Consider the following 15,556-nt stretch of genomic DNA (forward strand, 5'->3'; position numbering starts at 1 on the left):
TTATTCAAAAAGAAAATCGAATAGTCTGATGAATAATTTTTAAAAGCTGATTAGAAGTGAAACGCCGTTTGGGTTAGGCATCAGGTTTATTTTTACTTGCTCATTCTCAGGAACATGTCTCTCATTCTCTCTGTTAACTACAAACAGTCCTGTCCCAAGCCCTAATAATCCGCCTATCACAACGTCTGAAAAGAAATGCTGGTTGTTATAAACTCGTGAGAAAGCAGTTATAGAAGCTAATCCATAAAATCCAATTCTTGCCCAGAGATTATCAAACCGTTCGGCTAATACTGTGGATAAGGCGAATGCGACAACTGTATGCCCCGAAGGAAATGATTGAAATTCATTATCGATATTAAAACCCTTAAACGCCCATTCACCTTCATTATAATACGGACGTACTCTTCCGGCAATGTATCTTGCAATCATAACTGTAATTCCCGAGTAAGTAAGGCTCTCCAAAAGCAAACGACCTGTCACCCGAACATCATCTTCCCGCGAAAGTAATCCGGTTACATATACCCCGGCACTGAATAAATTAGCGTAGGTTACGACACCATAGCTTGTACCTATATCCCAAAAATCATCATTGAATGAACTGATAGTATTTCTTCCAACTTTATTTTTTATCTCTTCATCAAGACTAATCATTAATAATGTAGTACCGGTAAGCCCTGCTGTTAATAACCAATCGTTGGTATCAAACCGTAAGGGGAGCGTGAAGTAACTGCCGGCATCTTCAAGAAAAATTTTTCCGTCATACAATAAATCATCTGCAATTGAAGAACGAATATTAGAAGTATCCTGTGAATGAATTGAAATTCCATACACAAACAAAAGTGCTGAAATTATTTTTGTGTTAAATGTACAATACTTCGGGAAAAACATGTTAGTACTTAAATGATTTTGTGATAATTTTAAGTATGAATAAATTGCTTTAAAAATAAAATTAATTCGTCATCAAAATAACATACTTGAACACAAAAACAGACTATGAAAAAAAATATAAAACCAGAATTGTCATCATTAATAAGATTACCCGCTGAATGGGAAAAACACCAAGCTACATGGATCGGCTGGCCTCACAATAAAGAAGACTGGCCAGGAAAGTTTGCACCAATCCCCTGGGTGTATGGCGAAATTGTTCGTTACATTTCAAGAGGTGAAAAAGTACGAATCGTTGTTGAATCAAAAGAACACGAAGCAAAGGCTAAAAAAGTTCTAAAGTCAGTTGATGCTGTTATGGAGAATGTTGAGTTCTATCAACTAAAAACTAACAGGGGATGGACACGGGATTCCGGACCAGCATTTGTTAAAGATGGAGATCAAACTGTTCTGATAAATTTTGGATTTAACGCCTGGGCTAAGTACGATAATTTTAAGAAGGATGAAAAATTTCCACCCTTCATTTCTAAAAAATTAAAACTGCCTTTAGTTGAAGCACTGCACAATAATAAAAAAGTAATTCTTGAAGGGGGGAGTATTGATATAAATGGAAATGGAACACTCATCACAACAGAAGAATGTCTGATGGATACAAAAGTCCAGGTAAGAAATCCCGGATTTGCAAAAAAAGATTATGAAGAAGTATTCAGAAAATACCTCGGAATCAAAAATGTTATATGGTTAGGAAAGGGAATAGCAGGGGATGATACGCACGGACACGTTGATGACTTATGCAGGTTTGTAAATAAAAATACAGTTGTTCTAGTCAGAGAAAAAAATCAGGCAGATAAAAATTATAAACCACTCGAAGAAAACTTTGAACACAGCAAAGACATGAAACTCGAAGATGGTTCTCCGCTAAATGTTGTTGAGTTACCTATGCCTTCACCGGTTGTGTTCAAAGGAGAAAGACTGCCGGCAAGTTATGCAAATTTTTATTTTACTAATTATGCTGTGCTTGTGCCTACATTCAATGATGTGAATGACAGAAAAGCACTTGGTATTTTATCAGAGTTAATAACTGACAGACCTGTAATCGGCATTCACGCTGTTGATCTTGTCTGGGGATTGGGAACGATACATTGCCTGACGCATGAGCAGGTTGTTTAACCTCTCTCAATACCTTAGTTATAAGTGAGATAAAAAAATAATTTGCATCTGTCATTTTTTTTTTTTTTTTTCTTTATTACAGCAGGTAAATAAAATTTATTTAACGGGGGTTAAAGTATGTCAGTAAAAATCCCGGCATTTACAGCCACAGTCATTTCGAACGAGCTTGTGTTTTCACCAGGCGAGAGAGAAATCTTAAGCAATTTCATCACACCTTACAAACAAACCAAAGGAGAAAAAACTATGCAGTAACTAAAACAAATATTGTTTAAGTTTTAAATGAACTCATTAATAATGAGGATAAAATGAACTCAACATTTACAAAGCCAAAGCGGCAAACAAATAAAAAATTAGTCCCGCCTGCACAAATGTTACGGCGGGCAAGCTTTCTCTTGCTCTTATTTTTTCTCTCCAATGCCTTCTCTTGCAAAGAAGACCCTCCTGTTATCCCGCCACCTCCACCACCAGTTCTCAAAGACACGCTTACAGTTGCAATCACCGATGTCACGCACCGAAGCCTTTCTGTGAATGTACAATGTACAATGTACAATGTACAATCCCTGGTGAGGTTATACAGATTATTTAACAGCAATGAAACACTCGTCTCTGAATTCCCGATAACTATACAAGACACAACCATAATAGATGACAACAACGGAACCGGTTTACAGCTAAACACAAACTACTTTTACTACGCTGTAAGAATAGACACGCTTGACGAAAGAAAAGACAGCAGCAACTTTGTTGAAGCAGCAACACTTGATACAACCAGTCACAACTACACCTGGCAGGAGTTTGTAATAGGTGAATGGCAAAGCTCACTTTATGATGTTTGGGGTACAGATGAAAATAATGTTTGGGCTGTGGGAGGACTAACCATAGGTGGAAAATTCTACGGTGCAATGCATTGGGATGGTACCGATTGGACACCTGATAGCACAGTAGGAGGAAGTGCAATTTTTGGATTTTCAGCAAATGATATTTGGGTAGCAGGTGGTGGAATATTTCATTACGATGGTCAGAACTGGAATGATATGCTATTTGTTGATCCTCTTTTTATAAACAACATTCCTTACACCTCAATCTGGGGTACAAGCAGCAGCAACCTGTATCTTGGAAACCAATGGGGAAAAATAATTCATTGGGATGGGAGTAAGGCGAGAGTTATTCAATCTTATGATGGAACTTATATAACTGACATTTCAGGTATCGAAAATGTAGGATTATATTTAGTTGGTCAGCCTAACACTTCTTCTGGTAATAATATTATTAGTTTCTTTAACGGTATTCAATGGGTGAACATTAATGATCAATCCGTTCTTAATACATATCCTAGAACTATCAAAATGTTCAATAAGAATATGGTGTTTATAGGAGGAAACAACTTATTTGAAAAACAAGGTCAGAGTTGGACATATAGATCAATTGGAAACTATGGTACTATAGAAAAAATATCAGGTTCAAAAAGTAATAACATATTTACAGTCGGTTTTTTCAAAGAATTGTATCACTTCAATGGTATCACCTGGCACTTTTATGAAGAACTAAAGGCTCAGCACGGTGTGTTTAATGGAGTGATTACTTTAGGTAGTAAAGTATTTATTGCAGGACAAAATCAAAATATGACTTCCGCAGTAATTTTAATTGGTAATAATTAGGAGGGAAAAATGAAACTGATAATCGTGATTTTAGTATTTGTAAATTCAATTCTTTATTCTCAACATCAACCTGAAATCTATATTAACGTCTATGATTACTTTCTTAGAGATTGGGATATCCGTGCATCAGCAATTAGTAATGTTTATAATAGACAAAGAGATTTCACGCCATTATATCAAACCGCAAATGAATTTATTCCTGCAAATGGTTTGGCACGTTATGGATTTGATTTCATTACAGATAATACTGGTTTTGGTACGTGGGAAATCATCGCCTTTGGCACATATACCATTTCCTTCTTTCCAGAGGATAGTGAAGAAGAAATCTGGAGTGTCACAATTGATTTCAGATACTGCGATCCTTTGTATACTTTTCAAGATATTTATCTCTCACTATATATCGATCAAAATAATAACATTTCATTCAGCTGGCATTGGAGTGCGTATCCTCCAAACTTTATCAACAATAATTCATCATTAAACTATTGGGAAATGGTTAATTTTTCTTCAAACCAGGAATGTTTTGATGCAGAATTTTATTCACACAATTATTTAGCCCGCTTAACAGGGCTTGAGGATTATGGTGTTCTATATATTGACAATGAGAGTTACAATTCTGGCACTGATTTATTTCAAACGATAAAGGGGAACACTCACAATTTTAGAACATATCCAACCCCGATTGAAAATGAAAATTTTTTGTTCAGAAACTGGAATATCTTTCAAGGCTCATTTGAAAATCCGAATGACATAAGGATTATAAATAACAGTGATATTGAAGCATACTTTTATCCCACCCAACCTCTCACTGTCACAAACAGCCTCGAAGGTGGGACTGGTGGAAATTATAATTTAACCTGGACTAACAAATCATTAATTCCCGAACTCTGGCAATATGGTGCGGTTTATAATGCATTCGATTTTAATTTAAATAATCAGGATAGATATAATATTGAAGCCCCGGCTTTAACTAATGTATTAGGAACAAACTGGCACTTCAAACATTGGGAAAATGGTTGGACAAGTAGTACCCGAAACAATTTAATAATACCCGATTCTATACCAGCCTTGGGTATTTCACAGCCAACTACAAGGGACATTTAAGAAGCAACACATCATCAGCATACAACCCAACTCAACGCAAAATGTGGAGGTTAAACAGCGGAGATTACCACACCATCTATGAATCAATAGACAAACTCTGGGCAACAATAAGTTCTGAATCTAACTTTTTAGGTCAATGGCAGGAAGAGCAGGATATACTTTTGAATTTGGACTTTCCCTCCACAGCAAAAGCAAAAAATCCATCTATCGATGTAATCGGAGATTCAGTACATATAGTATTTGAATATCTTGAATCAGAAAATGCGACCACTGCTCAAATTTATTATGCTACTGCAAACTTTGACCGACTTGTTTTAATCGATTCATACCCGGCTGCTTTCTTTGGACAGGCAAAACCAGTGATAGCAAGGTTTTATAATACAGGAATTGATGAAATATTTTTTCTGTATAAAAAGAATAACACCGAAGGCATCTATTACAAACGAAGATATTTAGATGTTAATTATTACTGGCAATCCGGAATTTTGCCAAATACAAATAGTGAGTGTATAAATCCGGCCATTACTGCTATTCACGGCAACAGTGAGTGCCCCATTCATATCGTTTGGCAGGAAGGGCTTCAGATAAGATATCAACTATCAAAATATTACCCGGTAAGAGGTCATTATTTCTATGAAAAAATTTCTAAAGGCAGCGGCTATACACATAATTATTCTCCTTCAATTAGTATTACCGGAAATGGCACAGTGATTACGGTATGGACAGTTAATAATCAAAGTGGTATTGAAAAAAGAACTTTAAAAGAAAATGATGCAGTTGTGTACAAAGCAATGGCAAGAGTTATGCAGAACGGCGTGTGGGGAAACTTTTTTATAGCCGGGGATAATGTAGCCAACACAACAAACAATTCAACTTCATCATCTACTTCCGAATCTGTAATTGCCTGGTCAGAGAACAGTGGTGCAAATGCAAAATGGGTAAGAAGAGTCGGAACAGAATATAGCTGCCTGTTTTCACTCAGCCCTTCCGGATCAGTGCCGGTAATCTGTAATAGTCCTGATCTCATATCTGCTAAGGCTTTGGTCTTCAATCAGTCATCTCTACCTTACGTAATAGAAAAGAGCACAACCAACTTTAGTACTGCCTGTGAAGGCGGCGGAGGCGGAGGAGATCAGGGGAAAATTACAAATGAAGATGGAACAATGTATGGCAGACGCGGTATTGTAATGAAAAATGGTGTAGAGTTCATTTTCAATATTGGTGATGTTGTTGTAGATGACAGTGTGATGAATTTTATCCCAAGAGCTGATACAATTGCTTATACTGATTATACTCAACTAAATGATGTTGTAAGAACAGTTCCGTTTCAACTAAATCAGAATTCAGAATTTTATTTTAGTAATCTTTATTACACTCTTTACGGCGAAGTTGCAGATACAGCCTTAACCGAAATCGATGCTGTTTCATTCAGGGTAGAACTAGTTGACCAATTTACTCAAACTGTTGTAGGTACATTTGATGATATTACTTATAATAAAAACAATCTTGAGAAGTATGAAAATATTTCTTACCAGGTAAATTGTTCAAACATTCAACCTGGAGAATATTATCTTAGATTGGTTACAACGGCTGTGGGTTCAACGGAATATAATCTGGCAAATGTTCAAACAAGCACATCTAATCTGGCTAAGAAGAATTACGAAACTATATTCTTTGATGGAAAAGGATTACCGGAAGAATATTCTCTTGAACAAAATTATCCTAATCCGTTTAACCCTACTACACTTATTAATTACCAAATACCAAAAGATGGACTAGTAACAATAAAAGTCTATGATATAATAGGTAAGGAAGTAACAACACTGGTGAATGAAACCAAATCTGTTGGAAGATACTCGATAAATTTTGATGGCAGCAATTTGGCTAGTGGTGTTTATATCTATCAATTAAGATCGGGTGATTTTGTTTCATCTAAGAAGATGATGCTGATTAAGTAAACTTTGTAAGAATCATCAAAACACCGGCTAATGGCTGGGCTTTATTATTCCCACTTGGAATCAGTTAATACTATTCTATTTTTTCCTTCCCAATCTCATCCGCAAGCATTTTATTTATTGATGCTGCGGCTCTTCTGCCTTCTCCCATTGCGAGTATAACCGTTGCGGCACCGAGTACAATATCACCGCCTGCAAAAATTCTGTCAACACTTGTCTTTTGGGTTTCATCAACTAAAATGTTACCCCATTTATTAACATTTATTTCAGGTGTTGTCTGGCTTATTAATGGATTACTTCCGTTGCCAATCGCGACAATAATTGTATCAACATCAAGTATGAATTCACTTCCGGGTATAACAACAGGGCGTCTTCTTCCGGATGAATCAGGTTCGCCTAATTCATAGCGCAAACATTCCATCGCGTTAACACGACCTTTTTCATTTCCCAAAATCTTTTTGGCATTTTGAAGGAAATAAAACTCGATGCCTTCTTCTTTTGCATGCGCGACTTCTTCTTTACGCGCGGGCATTTCAACTTCTGTTCGCCGGTAAACAACATAAACATTTTCAGCGCCGAGACGTTTTGCCATTCTTGCGGCATCCATAGCAACATTTCCGCCGCCAAGTACTGCAACATTTTTTGAAGGATAGATCGGGGTGTCTGCTTTTCCTTTTTCAAACGCACGCATAAGATTTGCACGTGTAAGGTATTCGTTTGCTGAAAAAACTCCGACTAAATTTTCACCTTCAATATTCATAAACATAGGAAGTCCCGCACCGGTACCAACGAACACAGCGTGATAACCATCTTTGTTAATCAGGTCCATTAATTTTCTTGTTTTGCCGACAACAAAATTTGTCTGGAACTCAACTCCCATTTGTGTAAGAGTATCAATCTCTCTGTCGATAATATCATTCGGTAATCTAAATTCAGGAATTCCGTAACGAAGTACACCACCGAGTTTATGGAATGCTTCAAACACTGTAACGTGATGACCTTCTCTTCTGCAGTCAGCGGCGACAACAAGTCCTGCAGGACCGCTTCCCACAACCGCAACTTTTTTCCCGGTTTCATGTTTTACTTCAGGTATAGAAATTTTTCCGGTTGATCTTTCCCAATCAGCGATGAACCTTTCAAGCCTGCCGATTGCAACAGCTTTATCTACATCTTTCAATGCTTTGCCTACCATACAGGTTTGCTGACATTGAACTTCCTGCGGACAAACTCTTCCGCATATAGCTGGAAGCAGACTTGCTTCTTTAATTACTGCGGCAGCATTTTCAAATTCAGCATGTGCTATGTGATTAATGAAACGCGGAATATCTATTCTAACAGGGCAATCATCAACGCAGGTTTTTTTAACACATTGCAGACATCTCATTGCTTCAATACGTGCCTGTTCAATCGTATATCCGAGTGCAACTTCATCAAGATTTTTAATTCGAACTTCCGGTTCCTGTGAAGGCATTTCCTGCGAAGGTATTGCTGTACGTTCTTTATTTTTTAATTCATCATATTTGTCAAGATAGTTGACGATCAGTTCTTTTGCTTCGATTGACAACTGTTCCGCAGATTTGTGATTCATATTCCCCGTTCCTTTCTATCAATTTCAGATTCAAGGTAGCAGTTGTGCATTTCCTTCTCAAATTCTTTATATGAATTAAGTCTTGAGATCATATTATCAAAATCAACTTTGTGCGCATCGAACTCAGGACCATCAACGCAAACAAATTTTGCTTCGTTAGCAACGTTAACCCTGCATCCTCCGCACATACCTGTGCCATCAACCATAATAGTATTTAGAGATACTTGTGTAAATACATTAAAAGGTCTTGTTGTCTCAGCGCAGAATTTCATCATAACAGGCGGACCGATAGCGATAACCATATCCGGTTTTGGATTTCTTTCACAAATTTCTTTTAAAGGTTCAGTGACAAGTGATTTCCTTCCATAAGAACCATCATCAGTACAGACAATAAATTCATCCGCGATTGTTTTCATTTCATCTTCAAGAATTAGCAGATCTTTATTTCTTGCACCTATGATTGTTATAACTTTATTGCCGGCATCTTTTAATGCCTCTGCAATAGGATGAAGTGGAGCTACACCAATACCGCCGCCTACACATACAACAGTACCAAACTTTTCTATGTGAGTCGGTTTTCCAAGTGGACCAACAAGAGCAGGAAGTTCATCACCCTCATTAAGTTTGGAAAGCTGTTGAGTAGTTTTTCCAACAACCTGGAATATGATCGTGATACTTCCTTCAACAGGATCTGCATCAGCGATAGTCAGCGGGATACGTTCACCATAATCATCATCTACCTGAAGAATTATAAATTGTCCTGCTGATCTTTCCTGTGAAATAAGAGGTGAGTGAAGTTTCATCAGAAAAACATCTTGTGAAAGCTGTTTTTTATAGAGGATTTTATTCATATCCTGTCTCCGCCTGGGTTCATAAAATTTCTTAATGCAAAGATATGGGAATTTTGTCCCTAATAAAAAAAATTTATTACTTTGTTAAACAGATAGCATCGTAATTGATTGAATTACATCTAACAAATGATTTTGCGCAGTTGAATTGAATTGTTAAATTAATTCAGCCAGAAAATAATAAGGAGAAAAAATTGATAATAGCCGTCCCAAAAGAAATTATGGAGGGAGAGAACAGAGTTGCCCTCGTTCCTGATACCGCCTCAAAATTAATTAAAGCTGGTTTTGAAATTCATATTGAAAGTGATGCCGGAATTAATTCCGGTTTTACAAATGAAAGTTATTCTTCAGCAGGAGTAAAAGTTATTTCAGATTTAAATGAGCTGTATAATACTGCTGATGTTGTGTTAAAAGTTCAAAGACCGATGGAACATCCTGCAAAAGGCAAACACGAACTTGATCTGATTAAAAAGGGATCAATCCTGATCACCTTCCTTTATCCTCTACACTATTTTGATCTGGCAAAAACCTGTGCAGAAAAAGGTGTTAATGTTATTTCAATGGATTTTATTCCACGCACTACACTCGCGCAAAAAATGGATGCACTAAGCTCACAGGCTAATATAGCTGGTTATAAGAGTGTTATACTTGCCGCTAATCATCTTGGAAAAATATTCCCGTTGCTAATGACAGCCGCAGGAACAATCTCTCCTGCAAAGGTAGTTATTATGGGTGCTGGTGTTGCAGGTTTACAGGCATTGGGAACCGCGAAAAGACTTGGTGCTGTAGTTGAAGTGTCAGATGTTCGCCCCGCAGTTAAAGAAGAGGTTCAGAGTCTTGGTGGAAAATTTATTGAAGTAAAAACAGATGAGTCAATGCAGGATGCCGGCGGTTATGCGAAGGAAGCTTCTGAAGAATTTTTAAAGAAACAAAAAGAACTACTTTTTAAACATATAACTGAAGCAGACATAGTAATTACAACAGCATTAGTTCCCGGTAAAAAAGCTCCGGTGCTTGTTACTGAAGAGATGGTAAAGGATATGCGACCGGGAAGTGTTGTGCTTGACATGGCTGTTGAGTTTGGCGGCAACTGTGAAGTAAGCGAAAAAGGAAAAACAGTTGTTAAACATGGAGTGACAATAATCGGTGAGCCAAATCTTCCAAGCCTCGTTCCAACCCACTCAAGCGAAGTTTATTCAAAAAATCTTCTTAACCTTATAAACCATATTGGTAAAGAAGGAAAGATAGAGTTAAAACTTGATGATGAAATTGTAAAAGGGTCACTGATAACTTACAATGGTGAAGTTGTTAATCCCCGTATTAAAGAATTACTAAACAAATGATTTTAATTAATTAAGAAAAGGGAAATCAATTATGGATGGAAGTATCCTTATGCTTATTTACGTATTCGTACTGGCAATATTTGTCGGCTTCGAATTGATAACTAAAGTTCCTCCAACTCTTCACACACCGTTAATGTCGGGTTCAAATGCGATATCGGGTATAACGATTGTCGGTGCGCTGCTAAGTGCCGGTATGGAAGAGTTTACTATAAGCACAATACTCGGAATGATTGCAGTTATTTTTGCAATGATTAATGTTGTCGGCGGTTTTATGGTTACTGACCGCATGTTAAAAATGTTTAAGAAGAAGTGAGATAAACATGACAATATTAATAGAAATTACATACCTGCTTTCCTCAATATTATTCATCTTCGGGATAAAAAAATTAGGTTCCCCCAAAACTGCAGTTCGCGGAAATCAATTAGCAGCATTGGGAATGCTTCTGGCTATTGTAGCAACTTTAGTCGATAAACATATTGTTACTTATGAATGGATACTGATCGGATTAGCGATAGGTTCATTGATCGGTGCGGTACTGGCAATTAAAGTTCAGATGACAGGTATGCCGCAAATGGTAGGACTGCTTAACGGTTTTGGAGGTGCGGCTTCAACGCTTGTAGCATTATCTGAGTATTATAAGATTGCACCTTACATAGCAGTTGATACAGGAATAGCAATTGTTCTAAGTTTACTTATCGGCGGAATAACTTTTACGGGATCTTTAATTGCATTCGGAAAATTACAGGGAATTGTAACCGGTAAAGTTGTTAAGTACCCGATGCAGCATCCTTTAAATCTGCTGCTGCTGCTTTTTGTTGTTGGTTCCGGTGTTTACATAGTGATGAACCCTGATATGCCAGACTTTTTACTTGCAATAACCGGAGTGTCATTAATTTTAGGTGTGTTGTTAGTGCTTCCTATCGGCGGTGCTGATATGCCTGTCGCAATTTCTTTACTCAATTCATATTCAGGTATTGCTGCTTCAACAACGGGATTTGTACTACGCAACAATGAATTAATTATTGCAGGTGCTTTGGTAGGTGCGTCCGGAATAATTCTTACACTTATTATGTGCCGCGGTATGAACCGTTCATTGATGAATGTGCTTCTTGGCGGCTGGGCAAGTGCCGGAGGAAGCGGAACTTCAACAACAGCTTCACCTAAAGGTGATGTTAAGTCAGTTGACAGTGAAGAGCTCGCAATGATTTTTGATTCAGCAAGCAACGTTATAATTATTCCAGGTTATGGAATGGCTGTAGCTCAGGCACAGCATGCGATTCGTGATCTGACTAATGTTCTTGAAGCAAAGGGAATAAAAGTTCGTTTCGCTATTCATCCTGTTGCCGGAAGAATGCCCGGACATATGAATGTTCTTTTAGCTGAAGCAAACGTTCCTTATGATAAATTATATGCGCTTGAAGATATTAATGATGACTTCTCAAATAACGATGTCGCGTTGATAATCGGAGCGAATGACGTTGTAAATCCCGCTGCGCGGCATGATCAGAACAGCCCGATTTTTGGAATGCCCATACTTAATGCTGATTATTCCAAAACAGTCGTTATAAATAAACGATCTATGAGCGCTGGTTATGCAGGAATTGATAATGAATTATTCTTCTATCCGAACACTTTGATGTATTTTGGCGATGCGAAAGACGCTATAACTAAGTTGACAAACGAAATAAAAAATCTTTAAAAGATTTTAGGTCATTCATTTATTCAGAATCCTGCTCTGGTTTAGGGCAGGATTTTTTATTATTGTTAACAAGATAATTTTTCCGGTTTATTAAACTGACAATAATGAAATCAATTTTTATCCTTTTCATTTTATTACAAGGCTTAATCTTTGGGCAGGAAAAATCATTCCGGTTTGAACTATTCAGAGTCGACATCACAGATAGCGGTTTTATAGTTCTTACTGAAAATGATTCAATCATATTTCAACAAAGTTTCAAAAGTTTTTCGTGGCTTGCCAAGGATCTTGACCTGGATTTAAATGATGAGTTTATAATAATTGAGAATGATTCACTTACTCACTCAGGTCACATAATTTATCTTTACAACACACTGGACGATTTTTTTCTGGTCGATTCAATTGTTGCGGGAAAAACAGAGCCGACAATTATAGATTCAGATGAAATACAATACCCGGTATTAGTTAGCGGCAATCCTGATTTTGATATTTTTTTCTCTGATCTGTACGATAACTACGAGCCGATAAATATATGGAAGTATGAACAAGGCGAGCTTTTCCTTGCTAACGAAGAAATCTATGACCTGTTCATATCTGAAAATGAGAATCTGACTGACCTTCTTACAACTGAACTTTCACCATCAATGATTAATTGCTCATCAGTAAAACCGTTTCTGTCGGTGATAGCTTCTTTATATGCAAATTATCTTAACGCAGGTGAAAATTCTGTCGCTGTTCAGACTCTGAAAAAATACTACCCCTGTGATGATTATGAAAATTTTAAACAAACTCTTGACGAACTTTTATTTATAAAGGAATAAAAATGAAAATTGACTGGAATGAATTTCTTGGTAAAACCATAAACGTAACTATGCACGAAAATTATGGCTACAGCTTTGACGCAAAGTCAGATGCGCCTGTTTATGAGATTGTATTCAAGAGCGGGGTTTTGAGTTCTGCTTATGATGAAGGTCTGCTTCTTGAAACACAAAGAGAGGGTGAGCAGATAAGGATTTTTATTCCTCATGGTTCAATCAAATGCGTGGAAATATTTAATATCTGAAGGGCAATAAATTGAAATCATATATCGTTTCACTTCTGTTTTCTTTCACATCATTGCTTACTGCTGCTGATGTGGAAATAAAATCGTTACGTACATATCCTTACGGCAATGAAGCAGGGTTCCCGGTTATCGTTTATAACCAGGGGCAGGGTGGTCTTTTAACAATTGAGTTTGATGTTAAGTCAAATTCAGTTCCCGATTTTCATATTGTCTTTAAGTTGTGTGACAGGAACTGGCAGCCGCTTAACAATGCTTTTCTCGCAAATCATGGTAAGAACACAGCGTACATTCTCGACTATGCAAGTTTGCCGGGCACGGTGGAAGATGCACGTTACCATTTTGTAAATCATTTTCCTGATGATCAGGGATATGTGGAATTTCCTTATTCAGGCAAATGGATTTATTTTATAACAGATGCGTTTGACGAAAGTATTATTTACGGGAGCGGAAAATTTTATGTTGTTTATTCTGAGCTGCCGTTATCACCGGGAATTAAAAAAGAACAGCTTGAAGATAAAATTTATTTTCCTTCAGACCTTGCCAAAGTTTTTAATTTAACAACTTCATTTAATCTTTCGGATGAATACTCTCCTTCATTTGTAAAAGGTGTTGAAATAGTTGAGAACAGAAAAGTTAATGAACCCGTTTTTGTTGGACGCGATTTCAATACTAACACCAGGCAGTTCTACTGGGATGGCAACAGGAATTTTACATTTACCGCTCGTGATCTTAGACCCGGGAATGGATTGAGAACAACTGATTTCAGGAATACTAAAAAATTCGGTTCAAAAAATATTAGAGCACAATTTGACGGACTTGAATATTCAAGATATCATAGATCACCTTTAAACGATTTGAATGGATCATCTATACTTACGGATTTTAATGATGCTTATGCCACATATATGGTCGTTAATTTCTCTGTTCGTCCGCCTGAAGAATTAAAACGAACCGTCTATCTGGTCGGAGCGTTTAATGAGTGGCAGCTTCTTCCTGTGTATGAGATGAAAGAATCAGCAGGTATTTTTTCAATTGATGTAAATCTAAAAAGAGGTGCGTACGATTATCAGTATGTTTTTGCTGATGATGTGAACGGAGAAATTAAAAACGCTGACTGGTATTCACTCGAAGGAAATAACTGGGAAGCATCAAATGAATATCATATTTTTTTATATTACACATCACCGGATTTTGGTGGTTATGATAAAATAATCGGTTACTCAACAATTACGAGCAAACAAAAATGAAAAACTTAAAAACCGGGGTTATCGGGACCGGGCATCTTGGCAAACTTCACATCAAAATGTTTAAACAGATTACTAACTGTGAACTTATAGGAATTTTTGACAGTGATCTTAATCATGCAAAAGCTGCGGCTGATGAATTCGATATAAGATTATTTGGTAAACTTGATGACCTGTTAAATGAAGTTGAAGCTGTTTCAATTGCCGCAACAACAACCGCGCATTATGAACTCGCAAAACTTTGTCTGCTGAAGAACATTGATGTGTTTATAGAAAAACCTATCACTGCTACAATATCACAGGCTGAAGAGCTGGTTGCAATTGCAGCTGATAAAAAGAAAATCCTGCAGGTCGGACATATTGAAAGATTTAATCCCGCTCTTCTTTCACTTGAAAAATATATCGTTCAGCCAATGTTTATTCAAACTGACAGGTTGGCGCAATTTAATCCAAGAGGAACTGATGTTGCGGTAGTGCTTGATTTGATGATACATGATATTGACATCATACTTAGTCTGGTAAAAAGTGACGTGATCAATGTCGAAGCAAGCGGAGTAGCGGTAGTATCTGATACACTTGATATCGCTAATGCAAGACTTCAGTTTGCTAACGGCGCAGTTGCAAATGTAACAGCAAGCAGAATATCCCAGAAAAAAATGAGGAAGATGAGAATATTCCAGCGTGATAATTATATAAGTCTTGATTTTGTAACCGGAGTTTCTGAAGTGTACAGGTTACTGCCGGTAAGTGAATATGTAGATTCATCATTCATTTCATTCGGTGAAATAGGTATAGGTGAAAAAAAGAAACGGCTTGTTTATGAACAGCCTGAAATGAAAGAGGTTAATGCTTTAAAGTATGAACTTGAATTATTTGTCAACACTGTGCTTAATAAACATAAGCCTGTTGTATCGGGTGAAGATGGATTACGCGCACTTAAAGTAGCCGAAATCATAATTCAGAAAATCGAAGAATCACAAAAATTAATTGACGGCAACTGA

The 15,556-nt window shown here is 37.0% G+C and carries 14 protein-coding genes; 11 read left to right on the top strand and 3 right to left on the bottom strand.

Features of this window, described 5'->3' with window-relative positions; all coding sequences use genetic code 11:
- Positions 1-39 precede the first annotated feature (39 nt).
- The gene (locus tag IPM56_06265) at positions 40-888 is read right to left on the bottom strand and encodes a phosphatase PAP2 family protein (protein ID QQS37555.1); all 849 of its coding nucleotides are present in this window, start codon (positions 886-888) and stop codon (positions 40-42) included.
- Between the two features lie 105 nt (positions 889-993).
- On the opposite strand from IPM56_06265, the gene IPM56_06270 reads away from it, so the two are divergent.
- The 4 genes from IPM56_06270 (at position 994) to IPM56_06285 (ending at position 6,775) form a co-directional block, all read left to right on the top strand.
- Positions 994-2,055, top strand: a complete 1,062-nt coding sequence (locus IPM56_06270) for an agmatine deiminase family protein (GenBank protein QQS37556.1) — start codon at positions 994-996, stop codon at positions 2,053-2,055.
- A 305-nt stretch (positions 2,056-2,360) separates the two neighbouring features.
- On the top strand, positions 2,361-3,713 hold the full coding sequence (locus IPM56_06275; protein QQS37557.1) for a hypothetical protein: 1,353 nt from the start codon (positions 2,361-2,363) through the stop codon (positions 3,711-3,713).
- Positions 3,714-3,722: 9 nt separating this feature from the next.
- The gene (locus IPM56_06280) at positions 3,723-4,817 is read left to right on the top strand and encodes a hypothetical protein (GenBank protein ID QQS37558.1); all 1,095 of its coding nucleotides are present in this window, start codon (positions 3,723-3,725) and stop codon (positions 4,815-4,817) included.
- A gap of 1,247 nt (positions 4,818-6,064) precedes the next feature.
- A complete protein-coding gene (locus tag IPM56_06285; GenBank protein QQS38238.1) occupies positions 6,065-6,775 on the top strand; it encodes a T9SS type A sorting domain-containing protein in 711 nt (236 codons plus the stop codon).
- Positions 6,776-6,845: 70 nt separating this feature from the next.
- Here IPM56_06285 and gltA read toward each other — a convergent pair whose 3' ends face one another.
- The gene (gene gltA / locus IPM56_06290) at positions 6,846-8,360 is read right to left on the bottom strand and encodes an NADPH-dependent glutamate synthase (GenBank protein QQS37559.1); all 1,515 of its coding nucleotides are present in this window, start codon (positions 8,358-8,360) and stop codon (positions 6,846-6,848) included.
- Complete coding sequence (locus IPM56_06295; GenBank protein ID QQS37560.1) at positions 8,357-9,211, bottom strand: sulfide/dihydroorotate dehydrogenase-like FAD/NAD-binding protein; 855 nt, start codon at positions 9,209-9,211, stop codon at positions 8,357-8,359. Before IPM56_06295 ends, gltA begins: the two co-directional genes overlap by 4 nt.
- Before the next feature lie 191 nt (positions 9,212-9,402).
- Here IPM56_06295 and IPM56_06300 point away from each other — a divergent pair, with 191 nt between their 5' ends.
- From IPM56_06300 to IPM56_06330, 7 genes are all read left to right on the top strand, one after another.
- On the top strand, positions 9,403-10,551 hold the full coding sequence (locus IPM56_06300) for a Re/Si-specific NAD(P)(+) transhydrogenase subunit alpha (GenBank protein ID QQS37561.1): 1,149 nt from the start codon (positions 9,403-9,405) through the stop codon (positions 10,549-10,551).
- A gap of 31 nt (positions 10,552-10,582) precedes the next feature.
- Positions 10,583-10,864: an NAD(P) transhydrogenase subunit alpha gene (locus IPM56_06305; protein QQS37562.1), complete on the top strand. Its 282-nt coding sequence runs from the start codon at positions 10,583-10,585 to the stop codon at positions 10,862-10,864.
- A gap of 7 nt (positions 10,865-10,871) precedes the next feature.
- On the top strand, positions 10,872-12,251 hold the full coding sequence (locus IPM56_06310; GenBank protein ID QQS37563.1) for an NAD(P)(+) transhydrogenase (Re/Si-specific) subunit beta: 1,380 nt from the start codon (positions 10,872-10,874) through the stop codon (positions 12,249-12,251).
- A gap of 104 nt (positions 12,252-12,355) precedes the next feature.
- Complete coding sequence (locus IPM56_06315) at positions 12,356-13,069, top strand: hypothetical protein (protein QQS37564.1); 714 nt, start codon at positions 12,356-12,358, stop codon at positions 13,067-13,069.
- A gap of 2 nt (positions 13,070-13,071) precedes the next feature.
- Positions 13,072-13,311 carry a hypothetical protein gene (locus IPM56_06320; GenBank protein QQS37565.1) on the top strand — a complete coding sequence of 80 codons (240 nt, stop codon included), beginning with the start codon at positions 13,072-13,074 and terminating at the stop codon, positions 13,309-13,311.
- Between the two features lie 11 nt (positions 13,312-13,322).
- Complete coding sequence (locus IPM56_06325; protein ID QQS37566.1) at positions 13,323-14,558, top strand: DUF5103 domain-containing protein; 1,236 nt, start codon at positions 13,323-13,325, stop codon at positions 14,556-14,558.
- The gene (locus tag IPM56_06330; GenBank protein QQS37567.1) at positions 14,555-15,556 is read left to right on the top strand and encodes a Gfo/Idh/MocA family oxidoreductase; all 1,002 of its coding nucleotides are present in this window, start codon (positions 14,555-14,557) and stop codon (positions 15,554-15,556) included. Before IPM56_06325 ends, IPM56_06330 begins: the two co-directional genes overlap by 4 nt.

The organism is Ignavibacteriales bacterium (assembly GCA_016700155.1).
Lineage (GTDB): Bacteria > Bacteroidota > Ignavibacteria > Ignavibacteriales > Ignavibacteriaceae.